This is a genomic window from Variovorax sp. H27-G14, assembly GCF_046156345.1.
GTDB lineage: Bacteria > Pseudomonadota > Gammaproteobacteria > Burkholderiales > Burkholderiaceae_C > Variovorax.
The window spans coordinates 464,685-485,223 of record NZ_JAYLVN010000004.1; the positions used below are offsets into that span (position 1 = coordinate 464,685).

A 20,539-nucleotide genomic window follows, 5' to 3' on the forward strand; every position below is an offset into this window, starting at 1 on the left:
CCGCACCGTCGACGCACAGAACAACCTTGAAGCCAAAGTGAGGCCGCCGCAACGCATGTCCGACATCTCTTCCATTCCCGTCCCCAGCTCCTCCAGTTCCTCCGGCGCCACCCCCGCGCTGCAGACCACCCAGGTCCACCTGGACGGCCTGTTCGACGTGCTCGCCAAGCACCTGTACTCCACCCCCGTGGTGGCCGTGCGCGAGCTGATCCAGAACGCGCACGACTCCATCTCGCGCCGCCGGCTCGAAGACCCGGGCTTCACCGAGGCCGGCCGCATCGACGTGCTGGCCGACGAGGCCGCGCAGACGCTGGTCATTCGCGACAACGGCTCCGGCCTGACCGAGCCCGAGCTGCACCGCTACCTGGCCACGCTGGGCAACGGCTACACGCGCCAGCTGCGCGCGTCCGACAAAGAGGGCAGCGACGAGCTCATCGGCCTGTTCGGCCTGGGCTTTCTGTCGGCCTTCGTGGTGGCCGAGCAGGTGGTGGTGAACAGCACCTCGTACCAGTCGCCCGACGAAGGCTGGCGCTACCGCTCGTCGGACGGGCGGCGCTACGTGGTGCAGGCCATCGACGCACGGCCGGTGGGCACCGAAATTCACCTGGCCATGCGCAGCGACTTCAACCACCTGTGCTCGGCCGGCGTGCTGAAGAAGGTGCTGGGGCGCTACTGCGCGCTGCTGCGCGAGCCGCTGTGGTTCGACGCCGAGTGCGTCAACGCCGAGCCGCCGCCCTGGCGCGCCACGGCCAGCGGCGTGGTGGTGCACCCCACCGTGCTGCAGCGCCAGCGCATGGCCTTTGCCGCGCGCATGGAGCGCCACTTCGAGCCCATCTGCGTGATTGCGGTGGAGCCCGAGGGCGACAGCGACGCGCGCGGCCTGCTGTGGGTGCAGGACGGCGCCACCTACGGCACCAGCGACAACCGCCACATCAGCGTGTACGTGCGCGGCATGCTGCTGGACGACGAGGCGCGCGACCTGCTGCCGGTGTGGGCCGGCTTCATTGGCGGGGTGATCGAGTCGAACGCGCTCACGCCCACCGCCAGCCGCGAAGACCTGCAGCGCGACGACGCCTACCAGGCCACGCGCGCGCACATTCTGAGCGCGCTGATCCGCGGGCTGGGCGAGCTTGCGCGTTCGCAGGCGCCGGCCTGGAGCCGCCTGCTCACGCGCCACAACGAGGCCCTGCTGGGCGCCGCGCTGTGCGAGGACGAGCTCTTCACCATGCTGGCCGACGCCGTGCGCCTGCCCACCAGCCAGGGCGACCTGCCGGTGCGCAGCCTGGTGCGCGAGGGCCGCATCCACCTGAGCCTGGGCCAGAGCGGCGGCTTCGAGGACGTGCTGTTCCGCGCGCTGCAGGTGCCCGTGGCGCGCGGCGACCGCTATGCCGTGGCCGGCTTTCTGCGCCAGTGGGTGCACGAGCGCGGCGTGCAGCTCATCGAGATTGGCACCGCCGCCGGCAACGCCCGCATGTTCCGTACCGACGACCTGCCCGAGAGCGAGCTGGCCTGGCTGCGCGAGCACCTGGCCTGGGGCGAGCTGGTGGTGCCCGCGCGCTTCTTGTCGCCCGAGCTGCCGCTGATTGCCGTGCCCGACCGCGAGGCCCAGCTGAAGGCGCGGCTCGACGCCGACGACGCCAAGAAGCGCATGGCCGGCGCCGCGCTGAGCCTGGCGCGCGCGTTCACGCAACGCATCGACGCGAGCGTGTCGGCGCGGCTGTACGTGAACCTGGACAACCCCGCCATCCAGGCGCTGCTGCAAAGCCACCGCGAAGGGCGCGCCGTGCCCGCGCATGCGGTGGCGCTGCTGCGCAGCTTCAAGGCCATCATGGCGCCGGGTGGTGAAGAACTGAAGGGCCAGCCGCCGCTGGTCGACCTGTTGAGCGATTTCAGCCAGGCCGTGGCCGTGCTCTGCGCGCCGCCCACGGCTTCTTGAAAAACCGAAGAACCGAAGAACCCAAAAGAGAGGATCACCGCGATGGACAGTTTTGCCTGGGTCAATGACCTGTCGGACCGTTTGGAGGAAGAAGGCCAGCAGCGCCTGGCCCACCTGATTCACGACGTGCCTCACCAGCAATACCAGGGCAACCATGCGCTGGTCGAGGCGCTGGTGCCCGAGGCGCTCGCCACCGCACGCAGCCTGGACATTCCGTGGCTCGACGTGTACTTCAAGCACTGGCTGTGCGCCTCCCGCGTGGCGCGCCACCACGGTGAGGTGCAGCTGGGCGAGGTGGTCAGCGCCTACGAAAGCGCGCACCAGGACAAGACCCAGGGCTGCCCGCAGAGCGTGTGCGTCACGCAGGACCTGGTGGCCACCTATGCCAACGTCGACGGCCCCGGCTGGGCCCCCGAGCGCCTGGCCGCCTGCGACGAAACCCTGGCGCGCATCGACCCCAGCTGGAGCTGCTTCGGCTGCATCAGCATCGAACGCGCCAACGCCATGGGCGACCAGGGCCAGCCGCGCGAGGCCGTGCTGTACCTGAAGGACCAGCGCGAGCAGCAGCGCCGCGCCGGCGAAGAACTGACCACGCTGTTCGTCACCACCGAGGTCGAGCAATGGCTGGCCGCGGGCGAGCCGCGCACCGCGCTGAAGCTGCTCGACGACTCGGAAGACGACGCCGACGAAGACGACCGCCGCGAGCAGGCCACCCGCCGGCTGCAGCGCGCCCGCGCGCTCGCCATGGCGGGCGAGCCGCAGGCCGCATGGGAGCTGCTGCCCGCCTTCGAGAACATCGAGGTGGCCGAGTACGTGTCGTGGTGCCGTGCCGCCGTGGTGGCGGCGCGCGCCTTGCCCGAGCTGAACACGCCCGCGCTGGGCCATGCCATCTGGACCACGCTGGAGCACCTGCACACCGTGGGCAGCCACCGCCTGCTGACCGACCTTGCGGTGGCGCAGGTGGAGCTTTCTCTGGCGCGCCAGGTGCCCTGGCTGGCCGCGCTGGCCGTGGCGCGTGCGCGCGAGCATGTGCCGCTGCTGCGCGACGACTTCGGCGCCGGTGACAGCGTGCAGCAGGCCGCGCAGGCGGTGGCATCGGCATTGGCATTGGCCACGGTGCAGCCGGCGCCCTGCGGCCCCGAGCAGCTGAGTGCTTGGCTGCGCTCGCCCGAAGCAGAAGGCCTGTCGAACGAAACCGTGGTGCAGTGGCTGGAGCAGGCGCACCAGGCGCTGCCCGGCGACGAAGGGCTGGCGACGATGCTGGCCTCGGCCCTGTCCAACTACGGCTGCCATGCGCAGGCGCGCAGCCGGCTGCAGGCCATGGTGCTGGCCGCGCCGCAGTCGGTGGCGCTGCAGAACCACTGGTTCGAGCTGTGCGTGAAGGCCGGTGACCTGGCCGCCGTCGAAGAGCAGGCCCGCCGCATCGAAGCCGGCCTGCCGGCCATGGCCGCCTGGTACCGCGCGCAGGTGGCCGCCAAGGAAGGCCGTCATGCACAGGTCGGCCCGCTGATCGAACAGGTGCTGGCGCACGACCCCGAAGCCACGCCCACCCGCCGCCTGTGGGCCGACGCCGCCATGCAGCTGAAAGACTTTGCAACCGCCGTGACGCAACGTCGCGAGGTGCTGAAGGCCGAGGAAGCCGCCGGGGAAACACCCGCGCCCGGCCGCCGCTGGGAGCTGCTGATTGCCGCCACCGCCGCGCAGGAGTGGGCCGAGGTGCGCGCCCAGACCCGCGCGCTGGAGATGGAGCTGGAGCCCGGCGAACCCGGCGCGCCCGACGAGGCTGAAGACAGCCCCATCGAGGAAAACTGGGGCCTGGTCTACCTGCGCTACGACGAGAACGGCCGCGAGCGCGACGTGCTCGCGCGCCGCACCGGCCCGGCCACCGCGCGCATCGTGCAGCCGTCGCCGCGCGGCGTGCCGCAGCGCCTGGGCGACTGGGTGGTGTTCGAGCCCAAGCTGGCCGAGCAGCCGCCCGAGGACGAGGAAGAACTGCGCGAATACACCCGCGTGTTCACCGAGCCCGTGCACGTGCTGCAAAAGGGCACGCACGGCCCCAGCTACATGATCGACGGCGTGCACCCCGGCGAAGACCGCGTCACCGCCCTGCGCGACGCGCTGGACGAGGCGGGCTGGAGCACCTGGCAGTACAGCAACGAGGGCTACCGCGTGACCGACCCGGACGCCAGCGACGAGGAGGGCGATGAGGGCAGTGACGATGAGGGAGACGACGAGGAAGAAAGCGGCCTCTCTGGCCTCCCTGGTGTCTACCTCGCCGTGACCGCCCCCGCCGACGTTCCGCCGCGCGCCATTGCCGCCCGCTTGGCCACGCTGTGCCAGGGCCTGCAGCTGTGCTGGCTGGACCTGGCGCGCGCCGCCGGCGAGCCGACCGAGTGGCACGAGGCCATGCACGCGCGCTACGACCTCTGAAGCGGGCCTAACATGGCGGCTTCATCTCCTTCGGAGACCGACGCCCCATGACCCGCCGACCGCTGCTGCTGCGATGCCTGGCCATGGCCGCCCTTGCGGCGGCCGGGCTGCCTCGCGCGGGGAGGGCGCAAGCCGCCGACCCCTCCTCTTCCGGCTCTTTGGGCTCTTCCGGCTCTGCCTCCGCCTCGGACTACCCCGCCAAGCCGATCCGCTGGATCGTGCCGTACCCGGCCGGTGCCGGCGCCGACATCGTCGCGCGCAGCATCGGCGCGCAACTGGCCGTCGACGCGGGCCAGCCGGTGCTCATCGAGAACCGTGCCGGTGGCAACACCGCGCTGGGCGCCATCGAGGCCGCGCGCGCGCCGGCCGACGGCTACACCTTGCTGTCGGCCGACAACGGCATGCTGGTGTTCAACCCCGCGCTGTACCGCAACCTCAGCTACAACCCCTCGCGCGACTTCGCGCCCGTCACCCTGCTGGGCCGCCTGCCGATGGTGCTGCTGGTCGGCCCCGCCAGCGGCCAGAAGGACGCGCGGGCCTTCATCGAAGACGCGCGCGCCTTCCCCGGCAGGGTCAGCTTCGCCTCCGCCGGCACCGGCAGCCCGCAGCACCTGGCCATGGAACTGCTCGAACGCGAGGCCGGCCTGGCGATGGTGCACGTGCCTTATCGCGGCGCGGCGCCCGCGCTGGCCGACGTGGCCGGTGGCCAGTTGCCCGTGATGATGTGCGACCTGGCCGCGTCGCGCCGTTTCATCCAGAGCGGCAAGCTGCGCGCGCTGGCGGTGGCGCACCCGCAGCGCCTGAAAGAGCTGCCGGGCGTACCGACCTTCGCCGAACTGGGCATGCCGCGCGTGGAGGCCGCCGCGCTCATGGGCCTGGTGGTGCCTGCCAGCACGCCGGGCGAACTGGTGGCGCGGCTGCAGCAGTCGGTGGCCAATGCCATCCACAACCCGGCCGTGCAGCGCAAGCTGGCCGAGTTTGGCGTGGAGCCCGTGGGCGATGCACCGAGTCAGTTCGCGGCGCTGCTGCAGGGCGAGTCGGCGCGTTGGCATCCGCTGATTCGTGAGCTGAACCTCAGCCTGGACTGAGCGGCAAAGCGGCTGAGAGCGCCCTTTACGGCAACTTTGCGCGCACGCCGCGCTGCTCTCACTCGGCGCTAAGAGTGCCTGCCTAGATTGGCGCATCGCTCAGGAAAGGTCGGCGGGACGGTCTGCAACGGGCAGGCTGCCGCGCCCCAAACCGATGACCAATCGCCGGTTCCACCACGTCATTTTTGCGGACGATGTCTTCCGCTCCTCGGTCAACGGGCTGCAGTACCACGTTGCCAACCGGCGCTTTCTGCGCGCCTTCTTCGACACCGCGCTGGGCCGCCTCGGCCTGCCGCTGTCCGAGATGGCGCCCCTGTCCGAAGGTGGGCGCATCGACGTCGCGCGCCTGATGCATCGGCTGGCGCTGCCCTGCACGCCCGCCGGCTGGGCGCGCGCCTGCGTGGCCGACCTGGTGCCGTTGGCCGGGCGTGAGGGACTGCCGGTGTTCGAGCCGGGCTGCCTGGTGATCGGCTGGGGCCTCACACCCGCGCTGCAGCGCTGCATCGACCGGGGCGGCGCGAGCTACCTCGATATAGAGATCGATCCGCGTCGCTTCACCGAGCACCTGCATTTCTGCGCGCGCACCAACGACCCCGTGATCGAGGCCGCCCTGCGCGCGCGCCGTGTCGAAGAGGAGCTGTTCTGGAACCATGCGAGCGCGCTGAAGGGCCGCTTCGCGCGGCATGGCGCGGGCACGCTGTTCGACCCGCGGCTGCGCGTGGGGCTGTTCTTCGGCCAGAGCCTGGTCGACCTGTCGCTGGTCAGCGGCGGGCGCACCATGCACCCGGCCAGCGTGATTGCGCCGCTGCGCGAGCTGGCCCGCAGCGTCGACCTGCTGGTCGTGAAGCCGCACCCGTACGAGAGCGCGCTGCACGACCTGGCCCCCATTGCGCGCGCCATTCCCAACGTGGCATGGACGCACGAGAACACCTATGCGTTGCTGGCGGCCACCAACGTGCACTTTGCGGCGAGCCTGTCGTCGAGCGTGCTGAGCGAGGCACGCTACTTCCGCAAGCCCGCCCACGCCCTCATTCATGCCGACCGCAATGCGCCGGCGCAACTGCCGCGGGCCTGCTCGGGCTGGCTGCCGATGGACGCGTCGTTGGGATCGGTGGACTGCGTGGCAGCCCTGTGCGGCGACAGCCTGGCGCATGCCGCGCCGGGCCTGTCGGCCTGGCCCGCCGCGGGCATCGACAAGGCCTTTCAGACGCGCTGGGGCCTCGACGACCAGGCCCAGGGCCTGAGCGCGGTGGCCGAGCTGCAGATGGGCCGGCCCTATGCATTCAACCCCGGCAGCCCCGCCATGGGCTGGCTCAGCCATGGCTGGGTGGGCTTCGACGGCGTGGGCGCGCGCAGCGAGGGCGAACTGGCCTGCCTGGTGATTCCGCTGCCGTCGCTGTCGCATCCACCGGGGCAGGGTCACCAGCAGCCGTACCGGCTGGCGGTGCGCATCGATTACCGCAGCAATGCCAAGGCCACGAGCGTGCATGCGTTGTTCGACGGCATGGTGTTGCCGGGCCAGCGCGGCACGGGCGCGCGGCGGCGCAGCGTGGTGTTCGAGATCGAGCCCGCGGCGGGGCGCAAGTGCCTGGTGTTGCAGTTCGTCGTGGCCGGTGACACGGTGCGCGGTGGGTTGCGGCGCGCCTTGTCCCGGCCGGGGTTCACCCTTGGCAGGCTGCAGGTGTCGCTGAGCACGGGGCGGGGCGTGGTCTCCGCACCGCCGAAGGCTGCGACCCGGCGATGGCCCGAGATGCATCCGGTGCGGGCGATGACGCGTGCTTTTCGTTTGCTTGTCGATTCGGCGCGTGGGGTTGCCAGGTAGGGTTGCGCTGTTGTTCGGGGCGTCGCTCACGCCGACGGGGTGCTCCCCTCCGCGAATGTCCCCCGGCCTGCGGCCTCCTCCTTTATTTCGCTGCGGGGAGCACCCCATCGACGTGAGCGAGTTCAGAGCCGGGGTTTATCAGCCGCGCACAGGCAGCGTGGCCGTTGCGCAGAGCCGTTGTTGATCAGCGAGCACCAGCAGCGTGCCCAGGTGCACAGGGCGTCGGGTGCTCCCCGCAGCGAAATAAAGGAGGAGCGAAGCGGGGGACATTCGCGGAGGGGAGTACCCGGCGGCCTGTGCACACGCCCTGAACAACGCAGCCCTGAAAAAGCCCCCCAGAACTCGGTCACCCAGAAGCAGCAAGCCTCAACATCAAAGCAGTCCAGGGACGAAGCCTTTCAACAGCCGCCTGCCGCCCTTCCGATGCATCCGAAGGGCTCGAAGGCAGGGCCAGCAACTCACCCGATGCAACCGACACGGCCCGCGCAAACTTCTGTGCATCGCCGCGCCACACCACCACGCGATGCGCCAGCCCCAACTGCGTCGCGCGCCCCGCGTTCATCGCCTGTTCCGGTTGGTCCGTCAGCAACAGCAGAATGGGTTTGCGGTACACCGACGCAATCGACAACGCCGCCATGCCCGGCGCCGAAACAATGAACGCACTGTGTGCCGCCGCCTCGATCCAGCGCTCGTCGCGCGCATGCCAGTGCACACGTTGCGCATAGCCTTCACCGACCAGGTGCGCGGGCAGGCCCGCATCGGCCAGGCCCTGCTCCAGCCCGTCCGCGAGCGCCGCGTCCTTGAAATGCGGATTCAGGTAGACCGCCGCCACACGCCGCCCCGCATCGCCATGGTCCACCGCATCGACTATCGCGACAGGCGTGGCCAGCCGGTGCCCGCCATGCCCGTCGTGCGCCGGCTCGCCGTACGCAAAGTCATGCGCGATGCGCGCCTTGCTGCGGTCGATCTGCCACGCCACGATGCCGCCGAATACCTTGGCCACGGCGAGTGGCATGCGGCCCTTGAAGTTCGTCTCCAGCGCCTGCCGCAGGCTCGCGCCGTACACATGCACCACCTTGCGCCGCCAGAACGGCAACCAGCCCATCAACAGCAACGCCGGGTGGAACGAGTCGTTCACCACCAGGTCCGCATGGCGGAACCAGGCGCGCAGCCGCCACACGTCGCGCAACATGCGCCCCGGGTGAAACATGTAGTGCGCCACGTTGCGGTCGGTCTCGCGGCGCAGCATGTTCTGCTGCGCATCGAACTGCACGGCGTAATGGCGCGACAGCACAGGCGCGTCGATGCCGAAGCCGGCCAGAAAACGCGCGCCCTCGTCCGACGTGGTCAGCACCTGCACCTGCGCGCCGGCCGCGCGCAGCGCATGCGTGAGCAACTGCGCGCGCATCAGGTGGCCGCGCGCGTCCGCGGTCGCGAGGTAGACGATGCGCGGTGGCATCGCTCAGGCGTGCGCCGGGCGTGCCGCGCCAGGGCGCAGCCGCAGTGCCACGCCGGCCAGCCACATGCCCAGCGCGCCGGTCACGCCAAAGCCGCGCTCGGTGTCGCGCACCTCGCGCATCAGTTGCGCCAGCCGCGCCTGCTCGTGCGGCGCCACGCAGCGCTGCAGCGTGCGGCTGCACAGGCGAATGTGGCGGTCTTCGTCGGCCAGCACGCGCGTGAGCAGCGGGTGCAGCGCATGCTGCTCGCCAATCAGCGCGCAATGGCGCTGCAGGATGCGCGAGGCCATCTGCTCGGCCGACAGGCCGATGGCATAGGCCGGCACCAGGCCGCCGTGCGCAAAGTGCGGTGCATGGCGGCGAATGAGCGCCTGCCAGCGCGCGAGCTTGCGGCGGCTCAGCCAGTCGGGTCGCGGTGCTTCTTCTGGCGAGGCTGCGGCCTGCGCGCTGCCGCCGCGCTCGACGATGGCCTGCGCGAACAGGCGCGCATGCAGCTGCTCGTCGGCCAGGTGCTGGTCGAGTTGGCGCACCAGCCACTCGGGCGGGGCGATGCGCAGCTCGCGCTGCAGCGCCTGCTCGGAAGACTCTTCGCCCACCAGGTAGAAGCGCAGCAGCAGCATCTCGCCGGCATTGCTCGCATGCAGTTGGCGCAGTGCGGCGCGCTTCACGTGGTGCACCAGGCGCGCCTGCATCGCGGGCCAGCCGCGCAAGGTGGGCGGCGCGAGGCAGTCGAAGCCCGGCATGGCAGGGGCCGCGACAGCGACGGAGGGGTCAGCGTCCATGGGACTGCGCAACGGCCTTGGGCTGCTCGGCCTGTTGTTGCTGCCAGCCCAGCACCAGCCCGATGAAGCTGTCCTGCAGAAACGCGCGCGCGGCCGCATCGGCCCCCGCGAACTCGCGCTGCTGGCCGTCGTAGCGCACATAGCCCTTGCCATTGGTGGCACCCAGCACCAGCTTTTCGTTCTTGTGGAAGCCGCGCTGCAACAGCGGCTGCAGCAGCGACTGCGACTCGAGCCCGTACAGGAACAAGTCGCGCTGCACCACCTGGCGCGGAATCTTGCCGCTGAGCGCCTGCAGCTCCAGCGTCCAGTTGCCTTGCTGCATGGCCTGGGCCAGCTCGCGGCCCTTGGCAGGCGGTGCATGAAAGCGCGCACGCGCCACCGATTTCGAGGCCTTGCTCAGACCCAGGCCGATGGTGATGTCGGCGTCTTTTGCGCCGTCAGCGCGGTTGTCGTCCACCTGCACCAGCACGTTGGCCAGGCGCGCGGTCAGCGAGGGCTTGGCCAGCGCCTCTACCACCTGGTCGGCAGTGAGCACCGTGCGGTCGGCGCCCGCGTCGTTCACCACCACCTGGAAAGGATCGATGCGGATGTCGCTGAACTCGTCGCCGATGGGCGTGTGCGCATGGCTGCTCACCGACCACGCGGTGCCCGAGCGGCTCAGCAGCGCATGGAAGGTGAGCGGCACGCGCTGGCCGCTGCGTGCCTGGCCGGAGCCCTGCAGCAGCACGTCGCCGACGATGGTTTTCTCGGCGTAGCTGCGCGTGTTGGTGAAGCGAATGGTGTGCGCGGCGCTGTCGAGCGCGGCGCGGGTGTCGGCATCGTCGAGCGCCAGGCGGTTGCAGTCGTTGCCTGCGCCGGCCAGCGCGGCAAAGGGGCAGCCCGCGTCGGACCTGAAGTTGAAGACGCCGCGGCCGGTGAAGTCGGCCGCGCCGGCCAGCGTGCAGGCGCCCGCCAGGGCCAGGGCCAGGCCCAGGCCCCTCCCGCGCTTCTGTGCCAGGTGGCGGGTGGTGAAAAACGAGCGGATGTGCATGGTCTTGTGTTGTTGTTCTTCTGACTGAAGGAGAAAGAGAGAAAGCGCCCCGTGGCGTTCAAGGCTTGTGGTACGACAGCGCCTGCGCGTCCGCATGGGTCTTGCCGGTGGTGTGCCAGCCGATGCCGCGTGCCAACGCGCCCAGCATGTCGACCGCCGAGAAGCCCACGATGAGCGCCACGCCGCCCAGCCAGCGCAGGCCGCGCAGCGGCGGCAGGTCTTGGTGGTTCAGCGCCTTCACGCTGAAACCCAGGCGCGTGAACAGCACGGCCAGCGGGCCGATGGGGCCGCTCCTGGCCAGCCATTGCCAGCGCGCGGAGACATAGCTGCGCAGCAGGTGCGGCGTGAGCGAACAGGTGTCTTGTCCGCGCATCCAGCGCAGCTTGAGCGCCTCGGCGCGCGTGTCGGGCAGGCGGTGCTCGGTGTGGGCCTGCGCGGCGTAGTGAATCGGCACGCCGGCCGCCTTCAGCCGCATGCCCAGCACCTGGCAGTGCGCGCGGTACACGCCGTCCAGCGCCTGGTAGCTGTGCTGCGCGAACACGTCGCGGCGGAACACCACGTTGTTCGCGTAGAAGTTGCTGGTGGCGCCGGCATGGTCCGCGTTGGGGAAGTACATGAAGTCGATGGTGGTCAGCGCCGTGCCCACCATGTTGGCCGCGTAGCTGGTGCGCCCGGCCACCACCGCGGGGGCGTCGGTGCGCGTGAACGGCAGCAGCATCTGCAGCAGCCAGTCGTCGTCGGGCAGGCAGTCGGCGTCGGCAAACACCACGTGGGTGCAGCGCTGCGCGTCAGTGGCCTCGAAGCCGACGTTCTTGGCGTCGTAGTAGCCGGTGCTGTGGTCGATGCGAACAAAGTCGACCGGGCGGCCCGCGAGCCGGCTCACCGCCTCGCAGGTGGCGGGGCTCAGGCCGTCGTGCGTGATCACCACCTGGGCCAATGCCGTGAGCGGCAGCCGCTGTTTGGCGAGCAGGGCGACCAGGCGCTGCAGGCTGGTGCTGGTCCTGGCCTCGGCATCCGCTCCGCCGCGCAGGTTGTTGGTCTCCAGAACCAGAGCGCAACGCGCGGCAACTTGATCGGGCATCATCGAATTTTCCTGTCCAGACACGGTTTTGAAAGAATCCATCCTGCTTTTATCGCACAACCGCGCCGCCCACCAGTGCCCGCACCGTCACCCTGCAGGGGGCCGGCCATGAAGGTCAGCCTCTTCGGCGCCGGCTATGTCGGCCTGAGCTTTGCCGCCAGCCTGGCCGAGGCCGGCTACGAGGTGCTGTGCGCGGACGCGGATCTGGCGCGCATCGAGGGCCTGCAGCGCGGCCTGATGCCCCTGCACGAACCCGGCCTCGAAGCGTTGGTGACCGCCGGCCTGGCCGCCGGCACGTTGCGCTTCACCGCCGACGCGCACGCGGCCTGCCTGCATGGCGAGGTGCTCTTCATCGTCGTCAACACGCCGGCCGACGCGGAAGGCCGGGTCGACCTGCGCCATGTGATGGCCGTGGCCGCGGGCATCGGCCGGCTGCGCGACCGCGAGGCGCTGGTCGTGTGCAAGTCGACCGCGCCGGTGGGCACCGCCGACCAGGTCGAAATGGTGCTGAACGGCGAGCTCTCGCGGCGTGGCGCGCGGCACCGCATCGCGGTGGCGGTGAACCCCGAGTTCTTGCGCGAAGGCTCCGCGGTGCGCGACTGCCGGCAGCCCGAGCGCGTGGTCATCGGCTCGCAGGACCCGTGGGCCATCGACCTGCTGAGCCGGCTCTATGCGCCGTTCATGTCAGACCCGTCGCAGTTGCTGGTGATGGACCGCCGCTCGGCCGAGCTCACCAAGTACGCCGCCAACGCCATGCTGGCCACGCGCATCAGCTTCATGAACGAAATGGCGCGCGTGGCCGAGCATGCGGGTGCGGACATCGAGATGGTGCGCCGCGGCATTGGTGCGGACCGGCGCATCGGGCCCGACTTTCTGCAGGCGGGCGCGGGCTATGGCGGCTCCTGCCTGGCGAAGGACGTGCGCGCGCTCACGCGCATGGCGCAGCGCGACGGCCACACGCTGCGCATTCTGTCGGCGGTGGAGGCCACCAACCACGAACAGAAGGGCCGGCTGTTCGACCTGATGACGCACCACTTCGAAGGCCGCATCGCGGGCAAGACCCTCGCGGTGTGGGGCCTGGCCTTCAAGCCCGACACCGACGACATGCGCGACGCGCCCAGCCTGGTGTTGCTGGAGCGGCTGTGGGCTGCCGGCGCGCGCGTGCAGGTGTACGACCCGGCGGCCATGCCGAATGCACGCGCGCTCCTTGGCGAGCGTGACGACCTGCGCTGGTGCGCATCCGCGCAAGACGCGCTGCACGGCGCCGATGCACTGGCGCTGGTCACCGAATGGCCGGAGTTCCGCCAGCCCGATTTCGCGCGCATTGCGCAGGCGCTGGGCTCGCCGGCGCCGTACATGCCGGCGCTCTTCGACGGACGCAACCTGTACGACGCGGCGCAGGTCGAAGCGGCCGGCATCGCGTACTACGGCATCGGCCGTGGCCGGTCATGCCTGCGGCGCTGAGGCGTCCCCGGTCTCCAGCGGCAGAAAGGCATCGCCGGGCGTGAGCGGTGCGTGCCGGTAGCTTGCCGGCGTGCGGCCGAGCTTCACCGGCGCGCCGATGCCGCGGTAGCCGCCGGGCATCTCGACCACCATTTCGCGGTGCAGCGTGTGCGGGTGCTGCAGCGCGGCGTCGACCGGCAGCACCGGGGCGGCGGGCACGCCGGCGGCCATGAGTTGCGCGACCAGTTCCCGGCCATCGAAAGCGGCCATGGCCGCCTCGAGCTGTTGCTTGAGTCCGTCGCGGTGCACGGAGCGTGCACCGGCCGTGCGGTAGAGCGGGTCGTCCGACAGCGCAGGCAGGCCGATGCAGCGGCACAGGCTGGCAAATTGGCGGTCGTTGCCCACGGCCACGAACACGGGGTCGGTGCCGGTGGCCAGCGCGTCGTACGGATAGATGTTGGGGTGGGCGTTGCCGGTGCGGCGCGGTTCGGTGCCGTCCATGAACCAGTTGGCCGCGTGCGGGTGCAGCAGCGACAGGCCGCTGTCGTACAGGGCGGCCTCGACGAACTGGCCGCGGCCGCTGCGGTGGCGCTCCTGCAGTGCGAGCAGCACGCCGATGACGGCGTTCAGCCCGGTCACCATGTCGACCACGGGCAGCCCCACGCGCAGCGGTCCGCCGTCGGCTTCGCCGTTGATGCTCATGATGCCGGTCATGGCCTGCACGGCGGCGTCGTAGCCGGGCAGCGCGCCCAGCGGGCCGTCGGCCCCGAAGCCCGACACGCGGCACCACACGAGGCGCGGGAAGCGTTGTGACAGCGCCTCGTAGCCGATGCCCCAGCGTTCCATGGTGCCGGTCTTGAAGTTCTCGATGAGCACGTCGGCTTGTGCCACCAAGGCAAGCAGTGCGGTGCGGCCTTCTTCTGTCGAGAAGTCGAGGTGTTGCACGCGTTTGTTGCGGTTGAGGCCGTGGTAATACGAGGCCACGCCTTCTTTGAACGGGGGGCCCCAGGTGCGTGTGTCGTCACCTTGCGGGGGCTCGATTTTCAGCACGTCTGCACCGTGGTCACCCAAGATTTGTCCGCAGTACGGGCCGCCCAGGATGCGGGAGATGTCCAGGACTCGGATGCCTGTGAGGGCGCCTTGTTTTGCTGTTGTCATTTCTGTGGTCCGTTTTTTTCAGTCGTTTGTTCAGGGCGCGTGCACAGGCCGCCGGGTGCTCCCCTCCGCGAATGTCCCCCGCTTCGCTCCTCCTTTATTTCGCTGCGGGGAGCACCCGACGCCCTGTGCACTGGGGCACGCTGATGGTGATCGCACGATCAACCCCGGCTCTGAACTCGCTCACGTCGATGGGGTGCTCTGCGCAGCGAAATAAAGGAGGAGGGCGAAGCCCGGGGGACATTCGCGGAGCAGAGCACCCCGTCGGCGTGAGCGTCGCCCTGAACAGCAAGACAAAAATCAATCCAGCTGCGCCCCAGACTTGACAACAACATCCTTCCACTTCAAAGACTCAGCAGCAATGAACTGCCCCAGTTTCTGAGGCGAAGTATCTGCAGGCACCTCGAGACCTTGCGAAGCAAACATCTGCTTCACCTTCGGCGAATTGAGTACCTCGGAAAACGCGTGGTTGAGCTTCGCAACACGGTCCGCAGGCGTCCCGGCCGGCGCGACGATGCCGAAGAAAACGCTCACGTCGTAGCCCTTGTAACCCTGCTCGGAAATGGTCGGCACATCGGGCAGGGCCTGCGAACGCGCCAGCGTGGCGACGCCCAGCGCGCGCAACTTGCCCGCCTTGACATACGGCAACGCAGTGAGGATGTCGGTGAAAGTCATGCTCACCTGATTGCCCAACAGGTCGTTCAGCGCCGGCCCCGTGCCCTTGTACGGAATGTGCTGCAGGTCGGTGCCGGCCACCGAGTTGAAGAGCACACCCGCCAGGTGCGACGACGCACCGTTGCCCGACGACGCATAGCTCAGCTTGCCCGGGTTGGCCTTGGCATAGGCCACCAGCTCCGGCACGGTCTTCACCGGCAATGCAGGGTTCACCACGAGGATGTTGGGCAGGTAGCCGACCTGGATCACCGGCGCAAAACTCTTCACCGGGTCGTAGTTGATCTTGCGGTACAGGCTCGCGTTGATGGCCAACGGGCCCGAGGTGCCGAACATCAACGTGTGGCCATCGGCCTCGGCGCGCGCGACGTACTCGGCACCGATGTTGCCGCCCGCGCCCGCGCGGTTCTCCACGATCATCGGCTGGCCGAGACGGTCCTTCATCTCGGCGGCCAGCGTGCGCGCCATCGCGTCGGTAGGGCCGCCCGGCGGGAAGGGCACGACCAGCATCAGGGGCTTGGTGGGGAAGGCGTCCGCGGCATGGGCGACGGTGGCAAGCGGCACGGCCGTGGCCAGGGTGGCGCAGGTGGCCAGCAGGAAGGTGAGGCGTTTCAAGGGAGGTCTCCGTTCTTGTGAAATTTCGGGCAGGGGCTCAGACGAGCGCCGCGGCGGTTTGCACGGCGGGGCTGTTCCAGTCCGCGGGCATGGCGTCGGGCGACAGCGGGTCGCGTGGCAGCACGCGGTGCAACAACACCAGCTGCGCCCAGCGCAGGCGCGGTGCGGAGCCGCCGCGCGCGGCCTCCCAGGCCATCGCGATGGCGCTGGTGCAGTGGTAGAGCGCGGAGGCGGCCTGCCGTGCGAGCACGTCGCCGCCTTCGCGCGCGGCGGTTTCGGTCAGGGCGGCGGCGCGTGCGAGCGCGTGGTGCAGGGCCTTGGCAAAGCCCGGTGTCACGGCGCCGGTGAGGGCCGCGTCGGCGAGCAACTTGTCGCAGTGCGCGCGCAGCACGGGCAGCGAGCCTTCGCGCTTCACCGCGCGCACCACGTCCAGCGCCACGATGTTGCTGGTGCCCTCCCAGATCGAGCCCAGGTGCGCGTCGCGCACCAGGCGGGCGTCGCTCCATTCCTCGATGTAGCCGCAGCCGCCGCGCACTTCCATGGCGTCGCCCGTCACCTTGCGCGCGTCGCGGCATGCGCGGAACTTGACCAGCGGCGTGAGGATGCGCAGCAGCGCATACGCGTCGGGCTCGCCGGCATCGGAGCGCGCCAGCGCCACGGCGGTCTGGCACACCATGGTGCGCGCCTGCTCGGCGGGCAGGCGCAGCTTGTCTAGCTGGCGCTGCATCAGCGGCATCTGGTCGAGCGTGCGGCCGAAGGCGCGGCGCTCGGCGGCGATGAACTCGGCCTCGGCCACCGCGCGGCGCATCAGCCCGGCGGCGCGCACACCGTTCGACAGGCGCGAGTTGTTGACCATGTCGGCCATCTGCACGAAGCCGCGGCCGGCCTCGCCCACCAGATACGCGACGGCACCGTCGAGGCGAATCTCTCCGCTGGCCATCGAGCGCGTGCCCAGCTTGTCCTTCAGGCGAACGATGCGGTAGGCGTTGAGGTTGCCGTCGTCCAGCCGGCGCGGCAGCAGGAACAGCGACACGCCCTTCATGCCCGCCACACCGCCAGCTTGCGCGTCGGCGCGCGCCAGCACCATCGCAAAGTCGGCGTCGGGGTTGGAGCAGAACCACTTGTCGCCGGTAAGGCGCCAACGGCCGTCGGCCTCCTGGTGGGCCAGGGTGGCGGTGGCGGCAATGTCGGAGCCGGCGGCCTGCTCGGTCATGAACATCGCGCCCTGGGCCAGCTCTTCGAAGTCAGTCGAGGTCAGGCGCGGCAGGTATTTGGCGACCAGCTCGGGCGTGCCGAACTTCTTCAGCGTGCGCGTGAGCGAGTCGGTCATCGACACCGGGCAGCACAGGCCGAACTCGGCCTGCACGAACAGGTAGGTCAGCACGTATTTGACGAGCGGCGGCATCTTGCCCTGCCAGCCCAGCGTGTCGTCGCGGTGCGAGAGGGCGGCCAGGGCGAACTCGCTGAGCGCCAGGCGTTCCATTTCCACATAGGCAGGGTGCTTGACGACCTGCTGCTCATCGAGGCCGGTGCGGGTGCGCTGCTTCAGCGTGGGCGGGTTGCGGTCGGCGGTGCCGGCCAGTTCGTCGAGCAGGCCACCCGCCAGGCCGCCCAGGCGCTCGAAGTGGGGCTGCATGTGGCGGCGCAGGTCGTCGGGCAGGTAGAGCGCGACCAGGGCGTGCAGCTCGGGGTCGGTGGTGAAGAGGTTCTGGCCGTGGCGGTCGGGGATCGGATGGGCTGGGGCTAGGGCGGGGGCCTGGGCGTGGCCCTGGGCGTGCGTGGACATGCGCTTTGTCTCCATGGGTTTTCCTGGTTTGGCGCATTGTTGAAGCCACGACGATCCGTGTCTAATATCGATTTGGTCTTGTTCAATTCGATTTGACTATCCATGGAACTGCGGCACCTGCGTTACTTTTCTGTGCTCGCCGAAGAGCTGCACTTCGGGCGGGCGGCGCGGCGCCTGTCGATTTCGCAGCCGCCGCTGTCGGTGGCCATTCGCCAGCTCGAAGAGAGCGTGGGCGCGCGGCTGTTCGAGCGCAACAGCAAGGAGGTGCGGCTCACGCCCGCGGGTGACGCGCTGCGCGTGTCGGCGCGCCGCGTGCTGCTGCAGGCCGAAGAAGCCGCCATCGAGGCGCGCGACGTGGCGCTGGGCTCGGCCGGGCGGCTGCGCATCGGCTTTGTGGGCGCCATGCTGTACCGCGGCCTGCCGCAGGCGCTGCGCGCGTTTCAGGCGAAGCACCCGGCGGTGCGCATCACGCTGAGCGAGCTCAATTCGGGCGTACAGATCACCGAGCTGCTGAACGACCGGCTCGACCTGGGCTTTGCCCACACGCGCCGCGTGCCGCTGGAGTTGCAGCACCGGCTGCTGCTGTCGGAGCCCTTCGTGGCCTGCCTGCCGGTGGGGCTTGCGCTGGCGCGCAAGCGGGTGCTGGCGCCGGCCGACCTGCGCCATCAGCCCTTCGTGCTGTTCTCGCGCGAGTCTTCACCCGACTACCACGAGCGCATCCTGTCGATCTGCGCGGACGCCGGCTTTTTGCCGGAGGTGCGACACGAGGTGCGGCACTGGCTGGCCGTGGTGTCGCTGGTGTCGCAGGGCCTGGGCGTGGCGCTGGTGCCGCAGGCAATGCGGCATTCGGCGCTGCGCGGCGCGGTGTTCAGGGCGCTGGACCGGCCGGTGGCGCAGTCGGAGGCCTACGGCATCTGGCGCTCGGGGCCGAGCAATGTGCTGGTCGAGCGGCTGCTGCAGGGCGTGGCGGACAGCCTGTCGGCCTCCGCCACCTCAGCCACCCCAGCCACCTCCACCGCGAAAGATCAGGCGTAGAGCGGCTCCTCGGCCATCTGCTCGCACTGGTCTTCGAGCACCAGGATCTGCCCCTTCCAGTAGTCGCTGGAGCCGAACCACGGAAAGTTGATCGGAAAGATCGGGTCTTCCCAGCGCCGCGCCAGCCATGCGCTGTAGTGGATGAGCCGCAGCGTGCGCAGCGGCTCGATCAGCGCCAGCTCGCGCCGGTCGAACTCGCGGAACTGTTCGTAGCCGTCGAGCAGGCCCGACAGCTGCGAGGTGCGCTGCGCGCGGTCGCCCGACAGCAGCATCCACAGGTCTTGCACCGCGAAGCCGGTGCGCGCGTCGTCCAGGTCGACGAAGTGCGGGCCGCCGCCGGGGCGGTCGGTGGGCGTCCACAGGATGTTGCCGGGGTGCACGTCGCCGTGCAGGCGCAGCTTGCGCGGCTTGAAGTCGGAGGCCGGCGGCTGCAGCGCCAGCGCGGTGGCGCGCACCATTTCCAGCGCCTCATTGCAGGTCTTTTCCCATTCGCGCTGCATGTCGAGCGGGATCTTGTCGTTCTCCAGCAGCCAGTCGCGCGAGTCGAGGCCGAAGGTCTGCAGGTCGAGCGCGGGGCGGGCCTCGAAAGGCTTGGCGCTGCCCACGGTGTGGATGCGCGCAAGAAAGCGACCGACCCATTCGAGCACCTCGAAGTTGTCGAGCTCGGGCGCGCGGCCGCCGCGGTACGGGCTCACGCTGAACGCGAAGCCGGCGTGGTGGTGCAGCGTCTTGCCGTCGAAGACCAGCGGCGGCACGGCCGGCACTTCACCGGCGGCCAGTTCGAGCGAGAAGCCGTGCTCTTCGAGGATCTCGGCCTCGCTCCAGCGGCCGGGGCGGTAGAACTTGACGACCACCGCGGAGCGGTCTTCCAGAAACACCTGGTAGACCCGGTTTTCATAGGAGTTCAGGCCGGTGAGCCGGCCGTCGCCGTAAAGGCCGAGCGTCGCAAGCGCGTCGAGCACCACGTCGGGCGTGAGGGTCTCGTAAGGATGGGTGTTCGCGGGCGCCGTGGAAGATGGGGTCATGCGGCGATTGTCGCCACACGGCGCGCCCGCGCCGTCAACCGCCAGCGGGCTGCCTGCAAAGAGAAAGGACATGGCCGGTGCGCGGGTCGCCCTTGCCGGCCAGCACATGGGCATAGGCAGCCTGCACCGCGTCGGCGCCGTCCTGGTGTTCGGCATGCAGCCACGGGTTCTTCGCGTCGGTGACCGCGCCCAGAAACTGGTGCCAGGCCGCCACCATGCGCCGGCCGAATTCGTCGGCGCCCCACTCGCCGGTGCGCTTCTTGATTTGCGCGGGCGCAAAGAACAGCGTGGCGCGCGGGCCGGCCAGGTCCTTGCCGGCGCCCTTGGCCGCCAACTGCTCCACGTGCGTGCCGCCGATGGAGCTGCTGTACTTCAGGTTGGTGAAGCGTCCGTGGATGGCATTGCGCAGCGCGCCGTTGCCGGCGAAGTCCACATACACGCAGGGCGTGTCGGCGGCGATGCTGTCGAGCGCGTCGTAGGTCAGCACGCGGTCGTAGCAGCCCAGGCTTTCGCAGAAGGCCACGTTGCCGGGCGAGGTCAGGCCGATCACCTCGATGCCCTCGGTTTCATGGCGCTGGTGCAACTGAAACGCCGTGCCGTAAGCCGTCTTGCTCGATGCGCTCGACAGCAGCAGGGTCTTGGCGCCGAAGAAGTCGTTGTCGCTCATGAAGTCGTCGATGAGCCACGAGGTGATGAACAGCGGGCGCAGCAGGGCCTGCAGGTCTTCGGTGTCGGCGGTGTAGAGCGGGTCGCTGGCGCAGCGGAAGTACTGGTTGTACACAGCCGGCAGCGCCGCGCGGTGTTCGGCCATGTCGGTGAAGCGCTCGGGCGACAGCCGCCCGGGGCTCAGCACCGCGCCCGAGGCCATCGGCCAGTAGCCGTACAGCCGCTCGCCCACCGCCACGCCCGGGTTGAGCGACTGCACCACGCTCGCAAAGCCCCACACCGGAATGCTGCCCCAGCCCTCTTCGCCGGTGGGATAGAACTGCCAGTAGCTCATGGCGTCGCCGAAGGCGGCGTAGGTGATGTTGTTGGAGGTGAGCGCAAAGCTGTCGATGCGCACGCGCACCTGGCCGTTGGCCAGCGGCGCGTCGGTGGCGGTGTGCAGGCGCGTGGTGGCGAGCTGGTCCTTGCGGATGAAGAGGCTGGTGGTACTCATGTCTGAAGCTCCGGCAGTGGGTG

Annotated in this window: 15 protein-coding genes; 6 read left to right on the forward strand and 9 right to left on the reverse strand. The window is 69.8% G+C overall.

Annotation, left to right across the window (positions count from 1 at the left end; all coding sequences use genetic code 11):
* Positions 1–55: 55 nt before the first annotated feature.
* From VLK31_RS14730 to VLK31_RS14745, 4 genes are all read left to right on the forward strand, one after another.
* The gene (locus VLK31_RS14730) at positions 56–1,936 is read left to right on the forward strand and encodes an ATP-binding protein (protein ID WP_409169140.1); all 1,881 of its coding nucleotides are present in this window, start codon (positions 56–58) and stop codon (positions 1,934–1,936) included.
* A 42-nt stretch (positions 1,937–1,978) separates the two neighbouring features.
* Complete coding sequence (locus tag VLK31_RS14735) at positions 1,979–4,366, forward strand: hypothetical protein (protein WP_409169141.1); 2,388 nt, start codon at positions 1,979–1,981, stop codon at positions 4,364–4,366.
* 47 nt (positions 4,367–4,413) lie between these two features.
* A complete protein-coding gene (locus VLK31_RS14740; RefSeq protein ID WP_409169142.1) occupies positions 4,414–5,454 on the forward strand; it encodes a Bug family tripartite tricarboxylate transporter substrate binding protein in 1,041 nt (346 codons plus the stop codon).
* Between the two features lie 154 nt (positions 5,455–5,608).
* The gene (locus tag VLK31_RS14745) at positions 5,609–7,276 is read left to right on the forward strand and encodes a hypothetical protein (protein WP_409169143.1); all 1,668 of its coding nucleotides are present in this window, start codon (positions 5,609–5,611) and stop codon (positions 7,274–7,276) included.
* 346 nt (positions 7,277–7,622) lie between these two features.
* On the opposite strand, the gene VLK31_RS14750 is transcribed toward VLK31_RS14745, so the two are convergent.
* Genes VLK31_RS14750 through VLK31_RS14765 form a run of 4 tightly spaced genes read right to left on the reverse strand, consistent with a single transcriptional unit; the run spans position 7,623 to position 11,629 of the window.
* On the reverse strand, positions 7,623–8,735 hold the full coding sequence (locus VLK31_RS14750) for a hypothetical protein (RefSeq protein ID WP_409169144.1): 1,113 nt from the start codon (positions 8,733–8,735) through the stop codon (positions 7,623–7,625).
* A 3-nt stretch (positions 8,736–8,738) separates the two neighbouring features.
* Positions 8,739–9,515 carry a hypothetical protein gene (locus VLK31_RS14755; protein ID WP_409169145.1) on the reverse strand — a complete coding sequence of 259 codons (777 nt, stop codon included), beginning with the start codon at positions 9,513–9,515 and terminating at the stop codon, positions 8,739–8,741.
* Positions 9,505–10,545, reverse strand: a complete 1,041-nt coding sequence (locus VLK31_RS14760) for a hypothetical protein (RefSeq protein ID WP_409169146.1) — start codon at positions 10,543–10,545, stop codon at positions 9,505–9,507. Before VLK31_RS14760 ends, VLK31_RS14755 begins: the two co-directional genes overlap by 11 nt.
* A gap of 58 nt (positions 10,546–10,603) precedes the next feature.
* Complete coding sequence (locus VLK31_RS14765; protein ID WP_409169147.1) at positions 10,604–11,629, reverse strand: glycosyltransferase; 1,026 nt, start codon at positions 11,627–11,629, stop codon at positions 10,604–10,606.
* A 105-nt stretch (positions 11,630–11,734) separates the two neighbouring features.
* Between VLK31_RS14765 and VLK31_RS14770 the strand changes: the two genes are divergently transcribed.
* A complete protein-coding gene (locus VLK31_RS14770; protein ID WP_409169148.1) occupies positions 11,735–13,090 on the forward strand; it encodes a UDP-glucose dehydrogenase family protein in 1,356 nt (451 codons plus the stop codon).
* Here the strand turns inward: VLK31_RS14770 and VLK31_RS14775 are convergent.
* From VLK31_RS14775 to VLK31_RS14785, 3 genes are all read right to left on the reverse strand, one after another.
* Positions 13,073–14,227, reverse strand: coding sequence for a CaiB/BaiF CoA transferase family protein (locus tag VLK31_RS14775; protein WP_409169149.1), 1,155 nt, complete (start codon positions 14,225–14,227; stop codon positions 13,073–13,075). The two genes, VLK31_RS14770 and VLK31_RS14775, sit on opposite strands and share 18 nt — an antisense overlap.
* Before the next feature lie 297 nt (positions 14,228–14,524).
* Positions 14,525–15,511, reverse strand: coding sequence for a Bug family tripartite tricarboxylate transporter substrate binding protein (locus VLK31_RS14780; RefSeq protein ID WP_409169150.1), 987 nt, complete (start codon positions 15,509–15,511; stop codon positions 14,525–14,527).
* Positions 15,512–15,548: 37 nt separating this feature from the next.
* Positions 15,549–17,297: an acyl-CoA dehydrogenase family protein gene (locus VLK31_RS14785; RefSeq protein WP_409169151.1), complete on the reverse strand. Its 1,749-nt coding sequence runs from the start codon at positions 17,295–17,297 to the stop codon at positions 15,549–15,551.
* A gap of 102 nt (positions 17,298–17,399) precedes the next feature.
* On the opposite strand from VLK31_RS14785, the gene VLK31_RS14790 reads away from it, so the two are divergent.
* Positions 17,400–18,332 carry a LysR family transcriptional regulator gene (locus VLK31_RS14790; protein WP_409169152.1) on the forward strand — a complete coding sequence of 311 codons (933 nt, stop codon included), beginning with the start codon at positions 17,400–17,402 and terminating at the stop codon, positions 18,330–18,332.
* Here VLK31_RS14790 and VLK31_RS14795 read toward each other — a convergent pair.
* Together VLK31_RS14795 and VLK31_RS14800 are read right to left on the reverse strand one after the other, a co-directional pair.
* Positions 18,323–19,357, reverse strand: coding sequence for a serine/threonine protein kinase (locus VLK31_RS14795; RefSeq protein WP_409169153.1), 1,035 nt, complete (start codon positions 19,355–19,357; stop codon positions 18,323–18,325). The two genes, VLK31_RS14790 and VLK31_RS14795, sit on opposite strands and share 10 nt — an antisense overlap.
* Positions 19,358–19,391: 34 nt before the next feature.
* Positions 19,392–20,516: a DUF2855 family protein gene (locus tag VLK31_RS14800; RefSeq protein ID WP_409169154.1), complete on the reverse strand. Its 1,125-nt coding sequence runs from the start codon at positions 20,514–20,516 to the stop codon at positions 19,392–19,394.
* Positions 20,517–20,539: the final 23 nt, after the last annotated feature.